Source organism: Variovorax sp. V118 (genome assembly GCF_041154445.1).
In the GTDB taxonomy this organism is placed as follows: Bacteria; Pseudomonadota; Gammaproteobacteria; order Burkholderiales; family Burkholderiaceae_C; genus Variovorax; species Variovorax boronicumulans.
In genome coordinates this window covers 3052167-3069247 of record NZ_AP028663.1, presented here as the reverse complement: position 1 = coordinate 3069247, position 17081 = coordinate 3052167, and the positions used below count along the sequence as shown (strand labels likewise).

The following is a 17081-nucleotide window of genomic DNA, read 5'->3' as shown; positions in this document are numbered from 1 at the left end:
CGTCGTGGGCCGACAACGATGTGTTTTCCATGCAAGTCAGCCGTCTTGCTCGCGGACAAGGAGGCTCGCCCATTGGGCACGGATTTGTCGAATTGATGCTCAAGCAGTCATGCCCCGATTTCGTCGGCTTCCGCAGCGCGTGCCAACTCGGCTACTCACTATTGCCACTGGGTGGTCCCGTTGTGTCGGCGCGCCGAACGACCGGTTATGGCCGGCAGAAGCCCGTCACTGGAGAACGGCATCCCGCTGTTCCTCGGCAGAGGCCGACAGGGCCTCCTCCAGTATGTCGAACACGTCGCGTCCGGTGCTCGACACGAAGTAGTTGCCAAGGCTCGTGATGTGCGATGCGATGTTGTCGCCCCAGGGCGGTTTGGACTGGCGATTCTCGATGTCCCACACAACGCACGCGGGAGGCAATTTGCTCAGTGTCGCTTTTGCCTGTTGCAGTTCCGCGAGCGCGAGCGACGCATGCGCATGAGGCAAACGACCTTGGTAGAGCTCGTTCATCAGGTGGGGAAAGCAGCTGCCCCAGCCGGTGGGCTCGCAATGCGCGCTGATAGTTGAGAAAAACGAATGCACGAACGACGGCGCACCGAGCTCGTTCGTGATTGAACCCACCGTCACCCCGACTGCCATCACCGCTCCTCGTGTACTGGCGTCGCTTCTTGCGTCGCCTTGTATGACTGCTATCGGGCGAATTCTGCCTTGAAACTGAACAGCCGGTTCTGGCCGACTGTAGGCTTTCCCGCACACCGCCGCGTAGCCTTCGGCAGCTCACCACAGGTCGAGTCGGTCGAACTGAAATTCGACCACATCCGCAACCGGTAGGTCACCGAAATCGAGGACGAAGCCGAGGACTCCGACAAGTCCAGCGGTTCGGTCGATAACTCTGCCGCATCCGCGGTATCCGGACTGCCCGTACTGCTCAAGTCGCTCAGCGCTGAGCCGAGTCTTTTCGTCTGCAGGCCAATCCTCAAGATATGGAGCGCGCAGCTCGGTAACCCCGAAAGGGCGCAGCAGATTCGGGATGAGCTGGCCGGCGACATAGGCGCATGGGTGGCAGAAGGCGACCACCGTGCTCTCTTTGCTGGAGAGCGTTACATCGGCCTCTTCGTCGTCTGCAAAAGGCCGCTCGATGCGTTCGATGGTGAGGTGCTTCAGCTGCATGTTCAGAAATTAGAGAAGCGCTGCGAATGTCCTGTGTTGGCCGTCAGTCGCCGTAGTCCGTGCTCGGCTCTTCGGTTCCGTCGGGCTTCCAGAATCGCCAGACTCCGACTTCCTGGCCCGCGCGGTAGCGGCCCTCGGCTGCAGGCTGCCCGTTCGAATGCAAGTCGCGCCAAAGCCCGTCCTCCTTGCCATCGACATACTGCCCTTCGGACGCCACCGTGCCATGCTCGTGGTAAGCAACGAAGAGGCCGTGCCGAATCCATCGGGTCTTGTCGGGTGCCATCACCCTCGCATAGCGGAACTTGACGGCTCCTGACTCGTAGGGAATTTCGGCGATGTTGAGGTCAGCTTCGATGGTCATGCTAAGGCATTGACGGGGATTGGCGGGCGGGCGGGAAGGTCCGGTATTGGCCGCCACCTGCCCCTGAGAGAGGCAAAAGCTACCGCAGTTTTCTGAAGTTCGAGTTGTAGATCGCCCAGGCAGCTGCACGCCCCTCGGCTTTCTTATCGTTTTCAAATGCATCGAACATGCGCAGTAAATTTCCATTGACTTCTTCTGCTAGCTCCCGGTCTCGCATCAAACGTGGATGAATGTATGACCATAGCTCTTTGAGGTCTGCCATGTGGGTTTCGTACGTCCACCCGCACCACTCATCGTATTTGTCGGGCGCACAACTCGCCGCCAAAGCAATGGCTCCTGCAAAGTCTTTCAGCTTTTCGCTCAGAGACATCAGATACCTTTTCAATCTGCCAGCGATAGGAAGAATTGCCGCCACGCTGGTGCGACGGAAGACCGCTCTTGGCCGACTGTAGCCGGTCGCGCGAAAGAACTTCGAGCCGGTTGCTGTTTCCTGACCTTCTTGAAGGCAGTCATTGGCTGATGGCCTGAAGGGGTCAAATGCGCGCAGGTCGCCAAGTTCCGTGGAAGCCGAACGGTACGCGATGCGGCAAACGGGCGACCGCGACGGGTTCCGCCGCCAGGTCCATTGCATCGAATACCAGCAGGTCGCTGCGCCTGTCCTGTTTACGCCAGGCCACGGCGAGCAGCCAGCCGTCACCCTCGGCTGCGTCGGTGGCGCGCGGCACGAACACTGGTTCCGACACCACGTCTCCATGCGGCAGCGTGTGCATGCTGCGCTCGCCGGTATCGAAATCGAAACGGGCTAGGCTGTCGTAAAGCACGCTTTCCGAGTCATCCCTTGCTCGTGCCGTCGCATGGCAGGTGTAGAAACCATAGCGGTTGCGCCGGCCCGCGTAGCGCTCGTCGATGCGCGGAAACTCAGCCACCAAGTCGTCGAGGTACTCGCGCCGGAATCCCGTGTCCGTGCCGCTTAAATCGAAAGTCCAGCGGCACAGGCGTGCAGCCATGGCGGCGGGGTCACCGGCAAGGCCTTCGGCATCGGGCAGTCCAGGCGCCGTTTCCGACTGCATCACATAAGCCACGACAGTGGCGCCGTCGTCCCAGGCATTCATCACATGGAACACGTGGCAGGCGTCGGAGTCGAACCAACGCAGTGTGTCCGCAGTGCCACTGCGCTGCATCACGCCAACATGGGTCCGCAGGGCGGCATCCCAGGCCAGCAGTGGCTTGCCGCGCATCGCGCGTTCCACGCTGAGCGTCAGCGGCGTAACGGGAAAGAGCACATGCCCGCGCGTCACCATGAAGTCGTGCGCCATGCTGGCATGCGGCGCTTTGAAAGACTCTAGCCGTGTGACCTCGCAGTGCTTGTCCATCACGCCGTAGAGCATGGTCGGCGAACAAGGGCCGTCTGGCGAGTAAGCAAAGAAGTGCAGTTCGCCGCTCTCGGGGTCCACCTTCGGATGCGCGGTGCATCGCGAGGTCACCCGGTCGCCGAAGCTCTGGTGCCCTTTGGAAGCCAGCGTGTAGGCGTCGAGCTCAAAGGGTTGATGCGACTCTTCGAGGGCGAACAACCGGTCGCCATGCCACAGCATGCTGGTGTTGGCCGTGCCGCCGTTTTGGCCCTGCGCCAGCGGGTCGTTGGTGGCGGGGTTGCCGAAAGTGCCGAAGAGCGCGCGCCCGGCTTCATGTTCGAGCTGCCATTTCGGCGTGCGCGCCCAACGGTTGCTGTACGACACGCTGCCCTTGTCGACGTGGAAGGCATGCACCATGCCGTCGCCAGAGAACCAGTGGTAGTTGTTATCGCGCGGCGCGTACTGCGGGCTTGGGCCGACACGGTACAGGCTACCCGACAGTCCGAGTGGCATCGTGCCTTCGATGTGGAGGTGCGTGATGTCGTGCTCCTCGGCGAGCGGTGCGTAGTTGCCGGCGAAGAAGTGAGGGTTCGTTTGTGCTTCTGCGTTCACGTGGAGCCTTTGGGGTTCATTTGTGAGGTCGATGTGTCGTTCAGGCGCGCGATGGCTTGCCCGACGTAGGCGGCCAATGTCTCGTCGATGCCTGAGCCAACCCGCAGCGCCGAATCGTGGTGAAACGCGCGCTGCAGCTGCGCGCCTAGTGCGGCATCGCCGCCCACCTTGGCGAGCGAGAGCTCCTGCCAGCGCCGGGCCAGCGCACGCATGGCTTCGTCATCGATGGGGGTCCCTGCCAACATCTGTTGCCGAACTTCGGCGATGAGCGGCGGCCATGCATCGGTCTGCGCAACGTAGTGCTGGCGCAGCTTGGCCATGTCGCGGACGCTGCAGTAGGGCGCGTAGAGCTGGAGGCGCGCGAAGGCCATGGCGTGCGAGATGTAGCGGATGCCTGCGCGGTCCACACCGGTCAGCGCGTGGAGCGACGGCTCGTTCCAGTGCATGGTGTAGAGCTTCATCAGCAGCCCCTCGTCGCCGCCAGCTTCGTCGAGCAACAGCTCAATCCAACGTTGAGCCAGGGTCTGCGCTTGCGGGCTCTCGGGCGATACGCCGGCGGCGACCAGGCGGTGCAGCCACGTCGACAACTCGGCACGCTCGGGCGCCATGGCGTCAGCGAAACCGTCGCGCTGCGCCTTGAGCGTGCGCTGTTCGTCTTCGCTGAAGTACTTCGAGCCCGCGACCATGCTTTCGAGTGCCAGCAGCCAGTCGTCCATGCCGGGTTCCTCGCTGGCTTGCAGCTGGTCCTGCACCGCGAGCAGATGGGTGCGCAGCGCCGACGCCTGCAGGATTTCGCGGTCGAGCTGCGCCACCTGCTGCGCCACGACTTCCGAGATACCGCCGGCTGCGTTGTCGAGCAGGCCTTGTATGTCGGCAAGCGACAGGTCGAGTCGCCGCAACGCCTGAATGCGGTAGAGACGCGCCACGTCTTTCCGCCCATATAGGCGGTAGCCGCCACTGGACCTTTCGGACGGCACCAGCAGGGCGATATCGTCATAGTGCCGCAACGCGCGCACTGTCAGCCCGGTGCGCCGGGCCAGTTCACCAATCCTCAGAAACATGCCTTCCCTCTCAATTTGAAAGGCATCCTAGACCGTGCCGTTACGAGAGGGTCAAGCACTTTTCGTGGCCCGCGGTCGCTCCGCCATCAGCTTTGTCGCTTCCGAGGCGACTCTGGCAAGAAGCTGGACCGTCCGCCGAACTTCCGCTATTGGCCGCACTCGGAAGTCTGGCCTTTGCCAACGACAGTTGGCTTACGCTGCGAGGACGAAATCTGCGATGACCGCGTGTGTGGCGGCATCGGGGCCGGAACGGAATTCAGATGCTGCCAAAGGCAGCGATGCGAAACAGGGATTCATATTGCTTGACATCAGGTGCCTGGCGCACCGGCGTCGCGTTCGCGCATCCAGCGCCAGAGTGTTGAACGACTCACATCGAGTTGTCGGGCTGCGGCCTGCCGTTTGCCGCCGTGCACCTGCAGCGCCGCGGCCACGCGCGCGGCGCTCAATCCAGCGGTGTCGGTCGTCTCGGTGACGGGATCGGCGAGGAGCTCCGGCAGGTCGTGCCGCAGTTCGTCGTAGCGCACGTCGCCGATGCGGTCGAACTGCATGAGGAACACGGCGATGCGCTCGCCGAGGTTTTCCAGCTCGCGGATGTTGCCGGGCCAGTCGTAGGCGCGCAGGCGCGGCAGCAGCGGCGCCAGCGCACGAACCGGGTCCAGGCGCGCGCCCGGGCGCTGCAGGCAGCGCTCGACCTGTGCTTCGGCCAGCGGCGCGATGTCTTCGCGCCGCTCGCGCGGGGGCGGGGCTGGCGTGGCTTGGTACGGCGGCACGTGTCTGCACAATTGCCCCGAGAGCCTGACTCATTGGTCAGGGATTCTTGCGGATTCTTAATCTGGCGTTAATCGGCTTTGCCGACCATCTGCTTTCCTGAACCGGCCCGCCTTCGACGCGGGCATTGCGAGGAAAGTGCATGTTCATCTCATCGTCATCACGCGACAGTGCCGGATTCCCGCCGGTCGGCGTTCCCGAGGCCTTCGGGCCCGAACTCACGCTGCACGGCATTGGCGACCCGCGCCGGGGTGCGGTCGAGGAGTTCATCAGCGAGATCTATGCGCGTCGCTACGCGGCGAAGGTGCCGCATTTCGCGCCGATGCTGGTCGGCCTGCGCGAGGGTGGTGAACTGCTCGCTGCGGCAGGGTACAGAGGCGCCGCGCAGGAGCCGCTCTTTCTCGAGCGCTACCTGCCTTCGCCGGTCGAGGCGATGCTCGCGGCCAAGGCCGATGCACACCTGTGCCGGGCACAGATCGTCGAGGTCGGCCATCTTGCGGCAACCCGTGGCGGCGAAGGTCGGCGCCTGATCCAGTTGCTGGCGCCGCATCTTGCATCCCAGGGTTTCGAATGGGTGGTCGGCACGGTCACGCAGGAACTGCGTCCGATGCTCGTGCGACTTGGCACGGCGCCGCTGACGCTCGGTGCGGCCGACCCTGCGATGCTGGGCGAGGAGGCCGGCCTCTGGGGGCGCTATTACGAGCATCAGCCGGTGGTGCTGGCCACACATCTGCTGCGCGCGCTGCACCGCCATGCGACACGCCGGGCGGGCGCACCGGGACCCGCCCAATGAGCGCCGGCATCGATGCGTCCGCGGTGGCGCTGGACGATGGCCGGCGCTGCTTCACTTTCTCCGAGCTGAACGATGAAGCCGGCCTGCTGGCGCAGCGCCTGCGAAGCGAAGGTTGCCGCGTCGTCGCCACGCTGATGGACAACTCGCCCGCGTGGGTGATCGCCGATCGCGCTGCTTTGCAGACAGGACTGGTGCACGTACCCCTGCCCGTGTTCTTCACGCCCGAGCAGATCGGACACGCACTGAGCGTGGCAGGGGTGGACGCCGTGCTCGCGCCGCCCGCAATCGCCGCGCGCTGGCCACAGATGCCGGTCGCCGAATGCATGGTTGCCGGTCAATCGCTGGTGATGCTGCATCTTCCCGCGCGCCCCGTTGCGATGCCGGCGGGCACCGCCAAGATCACTTTCACCTCGGGCACCACCGGATCGCCCAAGGGTGTCTGCTTGAGCGGCGCAGCGATGCAGCAAGTGGCCCACAGCCTGGTGCAGGCGATGGCGCCGCTGGACATCCGCCGTCACCTGTGCGCCTTGCCTTTCGCAGTGCTGCTGGAGAACATTGCCGGTGTCATGGCGCCGCTGCTCAAGGGCGCGACCTGCATCACGCTACCGCTGCAAGACCTTGGGCTCAACGGGTCGTCCAGTTTCGACGCGGCGCGTTTTCATGAGGCCGTGGTGGCGCAGCAGCCCCACAGCCTCATCGTGTTGCCGCAGATGTTGCGCGCCTGGGCGGGCTACCTGGCCCAGAGCGGCCAGCGCGCACCCGCCTCACTGCGGCTCGTGGCGGTCGGCGGCGCGGCGGTGGGCGTGAAACTGATCCACGGCGCCCGCGCTCTGGGCATTCCGGCGTACGAAGGCTACGGGCTGTCCGAGGGGGCGTCGGTACAGACACTCAACCTGCCGGGGAGCGACCGCCCGGGCACGGCCGGTCGTGCGCTGCCGCATGCCCAGCTTCGCATTGCGTCCGACGGGGAGATCGAGGTCACGGGCAGCCTCTTCGGCGGCTACCTCGGCAGCGACGCGACGGTGCCGGCATGGTGGCCCACGGGCGATCTCGGGCGCATCGACCAGGACGGGTTCCTGCACATCAACGGGCGCAAGAAGCATCTGCTGATCACCGCCTTCGGGCGCAACGTCTCGCCCGAATGGGTGGAGACGGCGTTGCGCAGCGAAAACGCGATCGCGCAGGCGGTGGTCTTCGGAGATGCCCAGCCTGCGCTGAGTGCCGTGCTTTGGCCACTGCGCCCCGAGGCGAGCGATGCGGCCCTGCAAGCCTCGGTCGATGCCGCCAACGCGGCGCTTCCCGACTACGCGCGCGTGCAGCGCTGGGCGCGTGCGCGCGCGGCCTTCTCGGTCGAGGCCGGCACGGCCACGGCCAACGGACGGCCGCAGCGCGCGGCCGTTCTTCAACTTCACGCCGATGCCCTGGGCATGACGGCGAGTTCATCCACCGATCCGGAGTTTTCATGAGCTTTCACGCACGACTTCTTTCGCAAACCGCCGACGCGCGCATGGGCCTGCTGGGCGCTCCCATCATCCAGGGCTGCCTGCGCGGCGAGGTCTCGCTGCCCAGTTACCTGGCGTTCCTGCGCGAGGCCTACCATCACGTGCGTCACACGGTGCCGCTGCTGCACGCCTGCAGGGCCGCGCTGCAGGAGAGAAACCTGTGGCTGCAGGGCCCGCTGGACGAATACATCGAGGAAGAGCAGGGGCACGACCAGTGGATCCTGGACGACATCCGTGCCTGCGGCGGCGACGCCGACGCCGTGCGCGACGGCCCACCCGGGCATGCCACCGAAGTGATGGTGGCCTACGCCTACGACACCATCGCGCGGCGCAATCCGTTGGGCTTCTTCGGCATGGTGCATGTGCTGGAAGGCACCAGTGTTTCTCTCGCGCTGATGGCAGCCGACCAGATTCAAAAACCACTGCAGTTGCCCGACGCCGCCTTCAGCTATCTGCGCTCGCACGGCACGCTCGACCAGGAACACACGGCGCACTTCGCGCTGCTAATGGATCAGATCGAGGACCCGCAGGATCAGGCCGACATCGTCCATGCCGCGCGCGCGTTCTTCCGCCTCTACGGCGACGTGTTCCGCAGCCTGCCGCTGCCGAACGCGGATGTCCAAGCCGACGCCGCGGCTTCGGCAGGAGCCGCCGCATGAAGGTTGGTGCCAGCCGAGTGCTGTTCACGGGGGCGAGCGGAGGCATTGGCGAGACGGCCGTTCGGTTGCTGGTGAAAGCTGGTGCGTCGGTGATGCTCGTGGGGCGTTCGCCTGCACGGCTCGCGGCCCAGGCGCGCACGCTGGTGCGCGATTGCGGGGTCGAGCGCCAGCGCGTGGAGTGGTATGCCGCCGACCTTGCGCGCGTTCCCAGCCTCAGTGGCATCGCCGAAGCGGCCAGTGGATGGGGCTGCAACGTGCTGGTCCACAACGCAGGCGTGCCGGGCTTCGGGCGCATCGAATCTCTCGATGCCAACGAAATGGCACAGGTGCTGCACCTGAACCTGTTCGTGCCTATGCTGCTGACGCAAACCCTGCTGCCGCACCTGCGCCGCCTGCCGCAGGCACAGATCATCTTCGTGGGTTCGGTGCTCGGGCGGCTCGGTCTGCCGGGCTTCAGTGTCTACAGCGCGAGCAAGTTCGGCCTGAGAGGCTTCGCGGAGTCGCTGCGCCGCGAGCTTGGCGATACCGACATCCGCGTGCAGTACCTTGGACCACGCAGCACGCGCACCGGCTTCAACAGTGGCGCGGTCGAAAGCTACAACCAGGCCACGGGCACGGCGATGGATGTGCCCGATGTCGCGGCTCGGGCGTTGCTGCGGATGCTCGAGAGCGGAAAAGCCGAGTGCTTCCTCGGATTTCCCGAAACGCTGGCCGTTCGCCTCAATGGCCTGGCCCCGACGCTGCTGGACGGCGCCTTTGCCAAGCATCGGCGCAGTCTGCCGCCTGTCGCCCAACCGGCACAACTCGCGCTGGACTGCGGCGACGAGCGCGAAGGTCCCGCCACCGACTCTCATTCGCTCATGGACAACACCCTGTGAAATTCAAAGGAAGACAAATGACCTTGAACCTTACGCCTGCTTCGTCCAGCACGCTTCGCCCAGGCATGCGCCGCCGGTGGCTGCTCGGCGTGTTCACCGCCGCATCGATCGCCGCGCTGTCGCCGCAGATCGTGCGCGCCGCCGCCGTGGAAGATGCCGTCGCCGAGTTGCAGCACGACTGGGAAGTGATCCGCTACCAGACACCTGCGGCCGAGCGCGAGAGGCGCTTCGAGGTGCTTGCGGCGAAGGCCCGCAAGATCAGCGAAAGCCAGCCGGGGCGCGCCGAGCCGCTGGTGTGGGAAGGAATCATCGTCAGCTCGTGGGCGGGCGAGAAGGGTGGTCTGGGCGCGCTGGGCCTGGTGAAGCAGGCCAAGGCGCTTTACGAATCGGCCATTGCGATCAATGGCGACGCGCTCGATGGCTCGGCTTACAACAGCCTGGGCGTCCTCTACTACAAGGTGCCCGGTTGGCCTGTGGGCTTCGGCGACAAGGCCAAGGCGAAGGAGCTGCTGCACAAGGCGCTCGCGCTCAATCCCAAGGGCATCGATCCGAACTTCTTCTACGGCGAATACCTGGTCGAGACCAAGCAGCCGGAGCAGGCGGTGGTGTACCTCGAACGCGCGATCCAGGCGCCTGCACGCGCCGGGCGCCAGGTCGCCGATGCGGGGCGGCGCGAAGAGGCCCGCGTGTTGCTGGAAAAGGCCAAGGCGAAGTAGGCCGCAAGGGTCGATTTTGCCGCCGGGGTGTTCAGCGGTGCGCCGAGTCGAATTGCAAGACCACCTTGACACCCTTGCCGTCCGCTCCCGCGCCGAACACCACCTCCAGGCCATGCAGCTGGGCGATGCGACGCACGATCGAAATGCCCAGCCCACTGCCGAGTTCGGTCTGGCCATCCGGCCGGTAGAAACGCTCGCCCATGCGTGCCATCTGTTCGGCAGACAGGGGCGGACCTTCATTCTCGAGTTCCAGTTGCTCACGTCCGATGCGCAGCAGAACGCCGCTGCCGGCGGGTGCGTAGCGCACGGCGTTGTCCAGCAGATTGCGCAGCAGTACGGTGAGAAGATGCTCGTCGCCGAACAGGGGCATCGGATGTTGGCCGCGCATCGGCCATTCGCAGGCGAGTTCGATGTGTCTGCGTTCCGCGAGGGCTAGGCAGTCGCTCATGGCATGCTCGACGATGATGGGCCAGTCGATCTCGGTCTTCATCGCGGGCGTTACGCCCGATTCGACGCGTGAGAGAGACAGCATCTGTGTCACGAGCCGTGCCATCCTGTCCAGGCCGGTGCTCAGCTTCTGCTCGGCCTGCTCGCGTTCGGCCGAGCTGGTGGAGCCGCGCACAACATCCCATTGGGCACGCAGCACGGCCAGCGGGGTGCGCAACTCATGCGCAGCGTCGGCGGTGAAGCGGCGTTCACGCACAAGAAGCTCTTCGATGCGAGCGAACAGGCCGTTCATCGCGCCCAGCAGGGGTTTGAGCTCGGCCGGCGCGCGCTCATCGGGCACCGGCTGGAGGTCGGAGGCATCGCGAGAGCGCAGCTCCGTGGTGAGCTGACGCATCGGCGAAAGCGCACGGCGTACCGCCCAGGCCATCACCGCGAGCAGAAACGGCAGTACGAGCAACCAGGGCACGACCTGCGTGACGGTCAGCCCATAAACGAGCTCGTCGCGTTCGTAGGCGCCCTGTCCGGCGGCAACCAGCCAATTGCCGTCTGAGGACTGCAGGTAGTACACGCGCCAGATCCGGCGGTCGACTTCTTCTTCGACGAATCCGCTTGCTTGCGGAAGGTATTTCAGTGGCACACCTTCGCGGTCTGCGAGCATCAGTTGGCCCTGGGCGTTCCACACCGCCACGGCGAGATCGCGCACGTCCGCGTCGCCAGCATCCTTGTCGCCCTCGCGCGGCTCGGGCGGCAGCACGGCACTCGTGCCTGGGTAGGCCGGGCTCAGCGTGGACTGTACCTGGCGCGCGAGCCGGATCAGTTCGGTGTCGAACATCTCGTTGACCTCGTGGCGCGCCCGGCTGATCGAGAAGTAGAGCGCGACACTCCACACCAGGGGCGCGCAGACCAGCAGATAGAGAAGAAGTCGCCGCTGAAGGCTCATGGGCCGGTCTCGCCGGAGCCGATGGCGTAGCCCACGCCCCGTACGGTGCGCACGATGCTCGGATCGAGCTTGCGGCGCAGATGGTGAATATGCACCTCCAGCGAGTTGCTCTCCGGCTCGGCGCCGCTCCAGTCGTAGAGCTTTTCCTGCAGGTATGCCTTGGACAGCACGCGCTGCGATTCGCTGAGCAGGGCTTCGAGTAGCGCGAGTTCGCGGCCAGTGAGCTCGACCTGCTGCCCCTTCCAGCGCACGAGCTTGTTGGCTGGGTCGTATTCGAGGGCGCCGTGCTGCCAGACCGCTTGTGCCTGCCCCGCAGTACGGCGCACCAGCGCGCGCAGGCGCGCTGCAAGTTCGTCGATGGTGATGGGTTTGACCAGATAGTCGTCAGCGCCCGCGTCGAGGCCTTCGATACGCTGATCAACGCCGTCGCGGGCAGTCAGTACGAGCAGCGGGCATTTCAAGCCGCGTTCTCGCCAGCGGCGCAGCCAGACCATCCCGTCGCCACCGGGCAGGCCGAGATCGAGCACGACTGCATCGAACGGCGCGCTTGCCAGGGCGGCATCCGCTTTGGCGCCGTCTCCAAACCAGTCGACCGCATGGCCGAGCTGCCGCAGGCCAGCAGCCAATGCATCGCCGAGCAAGGTGTCGTCTTCAACGATCAGGAGGCGCATGGGACGGTCAGCTCTGAATTTGGAGGGGTGAGGCCCAAGGGGTGCCGCCATTATGCGGACGGTGTGGATCAGGGGGCGGTGCCGTATACAGAACCGGCTGCAGTCGTGGCACCAATGCCTTGCGCATCCCAATGCCCGCCGTGATCGCGCCAAGCAGGCATCGGAGGAAGTTGGACAGCCCGGCAGCGCGGGGCGTTGGGTAGAGGCCGCTCATGCCGCTGCAGCAGCCAGGGCTCGCGGCCCGTGCACTGCGGCGCGCAGCCAAGCGATGCGAGCAATACGGTGAACTTGGTGGTGACGCCATGACCCTTTTATCGGGCGGCGTCCGGGCGGGCCGGGCGCGTGGTCCCGTTCGCCGGCGGCGTTTGCAGGCCTGGCAGATTCAGAACTGACGGCAAGGCCGAGCGGTCGAAGTTGAACCTGTTGTCATCGAAGGCCTTGTAGAAGGCACATTCGACGACCACGGCCCCCAACGCGATGGTCAGCATGATCGCGACGATGCAGAAATTGCCGATACTGAACGCGCGGTCGCACATTTTTTCTGAGTCGCAGGTTTGGGGCTCGACGCAAGCGTTGTTCCTCTGAGCATCCGGACGTTGCATGAATGATCTCTGTGATGAATCTGTGTCGAGGCCGGCTATTGCCGCAACGATCGCCATGATTCCCTTGGCACATTTGTTTTTGCTTAAGAACGGTGGGCAGGGGCGGGTGGCCGCTTTCCGGTTGCTCCCCCGAATGGGGTATCTCATCGTCAGGCCGGGGCAACCGATCGCCGGCGTAGGCGTGTCCTGGGGCGCCCGCACCAGCACGCGGGCGGTGACCAGCCCTTGCACAAGATCGGCTTGGTTGGGTTCACTGCTGGCGGACCGCGAGGCGCCGATGCAGCCCCGCGTGCTGTTGCATGCCCGAAGCGGGGGCCGTGGCCTGGCCGTGTCAAAAAGCGAAGGATCGGCGCGGCTTTCGGGAGGAAATCTGCTTGGTTTCTTGGGGGAATTTTCCGGGTCGCTGGCAGTCGTTCGGCTTAAACTTTTTCGGTTGAAAAAAGAAAGAGAACGTCATGCCGATGGACTTCCTGCGGCGGATTGAAAAGGAGCAGCTCCCCTTGACGGTGATCGATCCGCTAGACATCCGCAATGTGGCGGTGCTCACTGCGGCCGGCCTCGTTGAGGCGATCCTTCCGCAAGAGAGCGAGGCCTTCGATCTGCCGGGGGTCGTGTTGCGCATTACGCCGTCGGGCCGCGCCGAACTTCAACGAATACGCGACAAGTCTGCTTGAGCTGTCTGCGGCAATAGCTCTCCTTCGCTGTATTGCCCTGCGCACTGTACAGCGGCAGCGAGCTTGCACTCATCGCGTTGGGGCGCACAGCGCGCTTGGGACCAACCCCATCGCTCGGCGTTTGGAGGAAAGTGCTGTGCTGCTCCGGATACGGTGGAGCAGGGCGGGACTGGTGAGACTATCGCCAACCTGGCGGTATGGGGGGCTTACCCACGATCACCTCACGGGGAAGGTTGGGCCAATGTTGGGAGACATCGCAGGGGTGCTGTGCCGGGAGCGGACGGACAGACGACGGGCAGGCTGAATCTGCCGCTGCGCCCGCCGCCAGTAAGTGCATCGAATTGACTGTCACTGGCGCGTGCGTGCCCTGTGTGTTGCACTGCCGAGATTCGGCCTTTCGAACTCAAAGAACGCGTGAGTCCGCGCACGCGATGTGCTGCGGGTCACATTTGGGAGCAGCGGGGTCAACGATGCAGGCAGACCAGGGCACGCCACAGGCCACCGATCGCACCCTGCGCCAGCGCTTCCACTTCGCCTCGAAGCTTGTTCCGCCGAGCCTGCTCATCGGCCAGGAGGCGATCGATTGCAAATCGGGGTTGGTTCTATCGAAGCACCAGGACAGGCAATGTGGAGTGCGCAAGCACGTGCTGTGTCTCACTTCCCAGGAGGATGCGCTTGATGCCTTTTCGCCCGTGCGAGGCCATCACGATCAAATCATTCTTGTGCTTCCTCGCGGCGGTGAGGATCGACTCGCCAACGAGATCCGAGTTGACCGTGATCGTTCGAGCGCGCACGCCGCTCCTTTTGGCGAGCGCACTGACCTTTTCGAGCATTGCTTGCGCATTGTCGGCCCATTGCTTTTCCACGCGACCGATCTCTTCGGCGGAAAAGCGCACGGAGCCTTCAAAGTAGCTTCGAGGGTAGCGAGGTACAACGTTGAGTGCCACCAGATCGGCGTCGTGGTCTGCTGCAAGTGCAATCGCAGCTGCGACCGCCTTTTGTGAGAGTGCGGAGCCATCGGTCGCAACCAGGATGCGCTTGAACATGAGAAGGTCTCCGGTATGTGTCGTGTGAGTTCGATGGGAAATTTTCGGAAGGTCGATGAGATCCAATGACAGGGATCTCAATCCAGCGTGATCAAGGAGATGAACGCCCGGAAGCTGAACCACAACGCAGTGGCGCACAGTGCGACGCACAGCGCCAGGAGCCACCATGCACCGGCAGACATGCGTTCTTTTGTTCTGGGACGACGCGAGTGCATCCTGAACTCAGCGTGTGCGCGGCGCGCAGGTGCTGAACCCCAGAAGAGAATACGCCGGGCAGTTGCCAAACACGCCGGTCACCAGAGGGACCACGCCAAGATATCCCCAGGCGCCGATGGATTCCATCGCAGCCAAGGCGATCAACAGCACGCCTGCGCTTATGCGCACTGCGCGATCGAGGGTTCCGACATTGCGCGAGAAGAAGGACATTGGACGCTCCATGACCGTAGGTTGAGTCGGGGATCATCCTGCGCGTCCGAGTAGGCCTGGACCTTGAGAAAAATCAAGATCCCTGCTGTGGCGGCTCCCTGCTCCAAACGACCGCCAGTTGATACAGCGCAAGGCTGTGTCAAGGATGAAGAACTAAGGTCGCGCCATCGCATTCGCCAGTCGCAAGGAGCGCTCATGCTGACCCCCAAATCCATCCTGCTTCACCTTGACAGCTCAGCCCGCACTGCAGAGCGGATCCAGCTGGCTCGCGAACTCGCGCAGACGTTCGATGCCCAGGTCACGGGCCTGCCGTGCGCGCTGTCGGCGCTGATGCGCTACCCGTTCACCATCGAGGCTGCGGCCGAGGTGGTCGCGGTCATGCAAGAGGTCGACAAGACGGCGCGCGACAGGATGTATCAGGTCTTCATGACCCACAGGGCGGGATCGCCGCGCCTTCACTGGACCGAGCGCGAACCTGATGGCCCCTGGGCATTCTCCAAGCGCGCGCTCTATGCCGACCTGCTGATCCTGGGCCAGCGTGACAGGGATGACCCGATGGACGGTGAGCTCCCTGGCGATTTCCTGCCCAGCGTGCTGGTGCAAAGCGGCCGGCCGGCGCTCGTGCTGCCCTACGCGGGCCCGATCGGACCGATCGGCCGCAATGTGCTGGTGGCGTGGAAGGAAACGCGCGAGTCCGCGCGGGCCGTGACCGCCGCGCTGCCGTGGCTGTGCCAGGCCACCAGAGTGCATGCGGTGGCCTACGGTGAGGACGCCCAGTCATCGCTGCAGCGCCTGCAGGACTACCTGCGGATGCAAGGGGTCCAGAACGTCAAATTGCATCCTGGTGGCGTTGACGACAACGATGTAGGAAACAAGCTGTTGTCCTTCGCCGCAGACCTCAGTTCGGACATGCTCGTGATGGGCTGCTATGGTCACAGCCGGGCGCGGGAATGGGTAATGGGCGGTGCCACGTTGTCGATCCTCAAAGGGATGACATTGCCCGTGCTGATGTCGCATTGAGGCATCCATGCGCATCGATTTTCTTGGTGGCACGGGCACCGTCACCGGCTCGAAGTACCTGCTTACGCATGAGGGGCGGCGACTGCTGGGGGACTGTGGCCTGTTCCAGGGGCTGAAACAACTGCGCCTGCGCAACTGGGAGGCGCTGCCCGTCGATGCGGCCGACATCGATGCCGTGCTGCTGACGCACGCGCACATGGACCATAGCGGCTTTGTGCCGCGGCTGGTGCAGCAGGGCTTCAAAGGCAAGGTGTACTGCACTTCGGCCACCCGCGAGCTTTGCGAGCTACTGCTGCCCGACTCGGGTCGCCTGCAGGAAGAGGACGCCGACTTTGCCAATCGCCATGGTCACTCGAAGCACAAACCCGCATTGCCGCTGTACACCGAGCAAGATGCCCGGGTGGCCCTCAAACGTTTCGAGGTCGTTCCGTTCGGCCAGGAGTGCGCTCCGTGGACGGGATGGTCATGGCAACTGCATCGGGCGGGTCACATCCTGGGCGCCGCCAGCCTGAGAATCGGTTGGGACGGCTCAAGCATCCTGTTCTCGGGCGACCTGGGGCGCAGCGACGACCTGCTGATGCGCCCGCCCGAGGTCGCCCAGGCCGCCGACTACGTGGTGGTGGAGTCGACTTACGGCAATCGCAAACACCCGGCGTCGGACACGCTCACTGAACTTGCGGGCGTCATCAATCGCACGGCCGCGCGCGGCGGCATCGTGGTGATCCCAGCTTTCGCCGTCGGACGCGCGCAGACGCTGCTGCACTGCATCCAGCAACTCAAGCAGGCGCGGCGCATTCCCGACATGCCGGTGTACCTCAACAGCCCCATGGCGGCCGATGCCACGCGCATCTATCGCAAGCACATGGACGAGCACCGGATGAGCGCCGAGCAGTGCGCCGCGATGCAGGGGCAGACCATCATCGTTAACACGATCGAGGAGTCTCGGCGGCTGAATACATTGGGTTTCCCATCGATCATCGTGTCGGCCAGCGGCATGGCCACAGGGGGGCGCGTGCTGCACCATCTGAAAGCCTACGCGCCCGACGCCAGGAACACCATCCTGTTCGCGGGCTTTCAGGCCGCAGGCACGCGCGGGGCGGCGATGGTCGCTGGCGTTGACGCTATCAAGATCCACGGCGCCTACGTGCCGGTGCGCGCGGAGGTTGCGAACTTGGAGACCCTGTCGGCCCATGCGGATCACGACGAGTTGTTGGCCTGGCTCGACGCCCAGCGCGCACCACGGAGGGTGTTCGTGACCCACGGGGAGCCGGTGGCGGCCGATGCGCTGCGCCTGGCCATCGAGGAGCGCCATGGCTGGCCGTGCACCGTGCCCGACTATCGCGAATCGCGCGAACTGTGAAGTCTGGTGCACCGGGTGCACCCGAT

20 protein-coding genes are annotated in these 17081 nt (G+C 64.6%); 8 read left to right on the top strand and 12 right to left on the bottom strand.

Features of this window, described 5'->3' with window-relative positions; all coding sequences use genetic code 11:
• Window positions 1–225: 225 nt before the first annotated feature.
• The 7 genes from ACAM52_RS14240 to ACAM52_RS14210 form a co-directional block, all read right to left on the bottom strand.
• Window positions 226–636 carry an immunity 70 family protein gene (locus ACAM52_RS14240; protein ID WP_369647405.1) on the bottom strand — a complete coding sequence of 137 codons (411 nt, stop codon included), beginning with the start codon at window positions 634–636 and terminating at the stop codon, window positions 226–228.
• Between the two features lie 138 nt (window positions 637–774).
• Window positions 775–1167, bottom strand: a complete 393-nt coding sequence (locus ACAM52_RS14235) for a hypothetical protein (RefSeq protein WP_354347602.1) — start codon at window positions 1165–1167, stop codon at window positions 775–777.
• A 43-nt stretch (window positions 1168–1210) separates the two neighbouring features.
• A complete protein-coding gene (locus ACAM52_RS14230; RefSeq protein ID WP_354347601.1) occupies window positions 1211–1528 on the bottom strand; it encodes a hypothetical protein in 318 nt (105 codons plus the stop codon).
• Between the two features lie 79 nt (window positions 1529–1607).
• The gene (locus tag ACAM52_RS14225; protein ID WP_354347605.1) at window positions 1608–1898 is read right to left on the bottom strand and encodes a hypothetical protein; all 291 of its coding nucleotides are present in this window, start codon (window positions 1896–1898) and stop codon (window positions 1608–1610) included.
• 163 nt (window positions 1899–2061) lie between these two features.
• Complete coding sequence (locus tag ACAM52_RS14220) at window positions 2062–3492, bottom strand: carotenoid oxygenase family protein (RefSeq protein ID WP_369647404.1); 1431 nt, start codon at window positions 3490–3492, stop codon at window positions 2062–2064.
• Window positions 3489–4553 carry a MerR family transcriptional regulator gene (locus tag ACAM52_RS14215; protein ID WP_369647403.1) on the bottom strand — a complete coding sequence of 355 codons (1065 nt, stop codon included), beginning with the start codon at window positions 4551–4553 and terminating at the stop codon, window positions 3489–3491. Before ACAM52_RS14215 ends, ACAM52_RS14220 begins: the two co-directional genes overlap by 4 nt.
• Before the next feature lie 308 nt (window positions 4554–4861).
• Window positions 4862–5323 carry a helix-turn-helix domain-containing protein gene (locus ACAM52_RS14210; RefSeq protein ID WP_369647402.1) on the bottom strand — a complete coding sequence of 154 codons (462 nt, stop codon included), beginning with the start codon at window positions 5321–5323 and terminating at the stop codon, window positions 4862–4864.
• A gap of 140 nt (window positions 5324–5463) precedes the next feature.
• Between ACAM52_RS14210 and ACAM52_RS14205 the strand changes: the two genes are divergently transcribed.
• The 5 genes from ACAM52_RS14205 (at window position 5464) to ACAM52_RS14185 (ending at window position 9869) form a co-directional block, all read left to right on the top strand.
• Window positions 5464–6114 carry a thermostable hemolysin gene (locus ACAM52_RS14205; RefSeq protein WP_369647401.1) on the top strand — a complete coding sequence of 217 codons (651 nt, stop codon included), beginning with the start codon at window positions 5464–5466 and terminating at the stop codon, window positions 6112–6114.
• Window positions 6111–7580, top strand: coding sequence for an AMP-binding protein (locus ACAM52_RS14200; RefSeq protein WP_369647400.1), 1470 nt, complete (start codon window positions 6111–6113; stop codon window positions 7578–7580). Before ACAM52_RS14205 ends, ACAM52_RS14200 begins: the two co-directional genes overlap by 4 nt.
• Complete coding sequence (locus tag ACAM52_RS14195; RefSeq protein WP_369647399.1) at window positions 7577–8275, top strand: TenA family transcriptional regulator; 699 nt, start codon at window positions 7577–7579, stop codon at window positions 8273–8275. The genes ACAM52_RS14200 and ACAM52_RS14195 overlap by 4 nt, the downstream gene beginning before the upstream one ends.
• Window positions 8272–9153: an SDR family oxidoreductase gene (locus ACAM52_RS14190; protein WP_369647398.1), complete on the top strand. Its 882-nt coding sequence runs from the start codon at window positions 8272–8274 to the stop codon at window positions 9151–9153. Before ACAM52_RS14195 ends, ACAM52_RS14190 begins: the two co-directional genes overlap by 4 nt.
• Window positions 9154–9218: 65 nt before the next feature.
• A complete protein-coding gene (locus ACAM52_RS14185) occupies window positions 9219–9869 on the top strand; it encodes a hypothetical protein (protein WP_369647739.1) in 651 nt (216 codons plus the stop codon).
• Between the two features lie 31 nt (window positions 9870–9900).
• Here ACAM52_RS14185 and ACAM52_RS14180 read toward each other — a convergent pair whose 3' ends face one another.
• The 3 genes from ACAM52_RS14180 to ACAM52_RS14170 all read right to left on the bottom strand — a co-directional run bounded on the left by ACAM52_RS14180 (window position 9901) and on the right by ACAM52_RS14170 (window position 12529).
• Complete coding sequence (locus ACAM52_RS14180) at window positions 9901–11256, bottom strand: ATP-binding protein (protein WP_369647397.1); 1356 nt, start codon at window positions 11254–11256, stop codon at window positions 9901–9903.
• Window positions 11253–11927: a response regulator gene (locus ACAM52_RS14175; RefSeq protein ID WP_369647396.1), complete on the bottom strand. Its 675-nt coding sequence runs from the start codon at window positions 11925–11927 to the stop codon at window positions 11253–11255. Before ACAM52_RS14175 ends, ACAM52_RS14180 begins: the two co-directional genes overlap by 4 nt.
• Before the next feature lie 311 nt (window positions 11928–12238).
• Window positions 12239–12529 carry a hypothetical protein gene (locus ACAM52_RS14170; protein WP_369647395.1) on the bottom strand — a complete coding sequence of 97 codons (291 nt, stop codon included), beginning with the start codon at window positions 12527–12529 and terminating at the stop codon, window positions 12239–12241.
• Between the two features lie 455 nt (window positions 12530–12984).
• On the opposite strand from ACAM52_RS14170, the gene ACAM52_RS14165 reads away from it, so the two are divergent.
• Window positions 12985–13203, top strand: coding sequence for a hypothetical protein (locus ACAM52_RS14165; RefSeq protein ID WP_369647394.1), 219 nt, complete (start codon window positions 12985–12987; stop codon window positions 13201–13203).
• Between the two features lie 602 nt (window positions 13204–13805).
• Here ACAM52_RS14165 and ACAM52_RS14160 read toward each other — a convergent pair.
• On the bottom strand, window positions 13806–14249 hold the full coding sequence (locus tag ACAM52_RS14160) for a universal stress protein (RefSeq protein ID WP_369647393.1): 444 nt from the start codon (window positions 14247–14249) through the stop codon (window positions 13806–13808).
• Between the two features lie 222 nt (window positions 14250–14471).
• On the bottom strand, window positions 14472–14675 hold the full coding sequence (locus tag ACAM52_RS14155) for a DUF2892 domain-containing protein (protein WP_369647392.1): 204 nt from the start codon (window positions 14673–14675) through the stop codon (window positions 14472–14474).
• A 195-nt stretch (window positions 14676–14870) separates the two neighbouring features.
• On the opposite strand from ACAM52_RS14155, the gene ACAM52_RS14150 reads away from it, so the two are divergent.
• Both ACAM52_RS14150 and ACAM52_RS14145 read left to right on the top strand, forming a co-directional pair.
• A complete protein-coding gene (locus tag ACAM52_RS14150) occupies window positions 14871–15695 on the top strand; it encodes a universal stress protein (protein WP_369647391.1) in 825 nt (274 codons plus the stop codon).
• 7 nt (window positions 15696–15702) lie between these two features.
• Entirely contained in the window at window positions 15703–17055 is a 1353-nt protein-coding gene (locus ACAM52_RS14145) for an MBL fold metallo-hydrolase RNA specificity domain-containing protein (protein WP_369647390.1), read from the top strand.
• The last annotated feature ends 26 nt before the right edge of the window (window positions 17056–17081 follow it).

What these genes read in the sequence shown, in the direction of transcription:
- ACAM52_RS14240 (WP_369647405.1), bottom strand. Translation starts at nt 636, where the DNA reads ATGGCAGTCGGGGTGACGGTGGGTTCAATCACGAACGAGCTCGGTGCG.
- ACAM52_RS14235 (WP_354347602.1), bottom strand. Translation starts at nt 1,167, where the DNA reads ATGCAGCTGAAGCACCTCACCATCGAACGCATCGAGCGGCCTTTTGCA.
- ACAM52_RS14230 (WP_354347601.1), bottom strand. Translation starts at nt 1,528, where the DNA reads ATGACCATCGAAGCTGACCTCAACATCGCCGAAATTCCCTACGAGTCA.
- ACAM52_RS14225 (WP_354347605.1), bottom strand. Translation starts at nt 1,898, where the DNA reads ATGTCTCTGAGCGAAAAGCTGAAAGACTTTGCAGGAGCCATTGCTTTG.
- ACAM52_RS14215 (WP_369647403.1), bottom strand. Translation starts at nt 4,553, where the DNA reads ATGTTTCTGAGGATTGGTGAACTGGCCCGGCGCACCGGGCTGACAGTG.
- ACAM52_RS14205 (WP_369647401.1), top strand. Translation starts at nt 5,464, where the DNA reads ATGTTCATCTCATCGTCATCACGCGACAGTGCCGGATTCCCGCCGGTC.
- ACAM52_RS14200 (WP_369647400.1), top strand. Translation starts at nt 6,111, where the DNA reads ATGAGCGCCGGCATCGATGCGTCCGCGGTGGCGCTGGACGATGGCCGG.
- ACAM52_RS14195 (WP_369647399.1), top strand. Translation starts at nt 7,577, where the DNA reads ATGAGCTTTCACGCACGACTTCTTTCGCAAACCGCCGACGCGCGCATG.
- ACAM52_RS14190 (WP_369647398.1), top strand. Translation starts at nt 8,272, where the DNA reads ATGAAGGTTGGTGCCAGCCGAGTGCTGTTCACGGGGGCGAGCGGAGGC.
- ACAM52_RS14185 (WP_369647739.1), top strand. Translation starts at nt 9,219, where the DNA reads ATGCGCCGCCGGTGGCTGCTCGGCGTGTTCACCGCCGCATCGATCGCC.
- ACAM52_RS14180 (WP_369647397.1), bottom strand. Translation starts at nt 11,256, where the DNA reads ATGAGCCTTCAGCGGCGACTTCTTCTCTATCTGCTGGTCTGCGCGCCC.
- ACAM52_RS14175 (WP_369647396.1), bottom strand. Translation starts at nt 11,927, where the DNA reads ATGCGCCTCCTGATCGTTGAAGACGACACCTTGCTCGGCGATGCATTG.
- ACAM52_RS14170 (WP_369647395.1), bottom strand. Translation starts at nt 12,529, where the DNA reads ATGCAACGTCCGGATGCTCAGAGGAACAACGCTTGCGTCGAGCCCCAA.
- ACAM52_RS14165 (WP_369647394.1), top strand. Translation starts at nt 12,985, where the DNA reads ATGCCGATGGACTTCCTGCGGCGGATTGAAAAGGAGCAGCTCCCCTTG.
- ACAM52_RS14160 (WP_369647393.1), bottom strand. Translation starts at nt 14,249, where the DNA reads ATGTTCAAGCGCATCCTGGTTGCGACCGATGGCTCCGCACTCTCACAA.
- ACAM52_RS14155 (WP_369647392.1), bottom strand. Translation starts at nt 14,675, where the DNA reads ATGTCCTTCTTCTCGCGCAATGTCGGAACCCTCGATCGCGCAGTGCGC.
- ACAM52_RS14150 (WP_369647391.1), top strand. Translation starts at nt 14,871, where the DNA reads ATGCTGACCCCCAAATCCATCCTGCTTCACCTTGACAGCTCAGCCCGC.
- ACAM52_RS14145 (WP_369647390.1), top strand. Translation starts at nt 15,703, where the DNA reads ATGCGCATCGATTTTCTTGGTGGCACGGGCACCGTCACCGGCTCGAAG.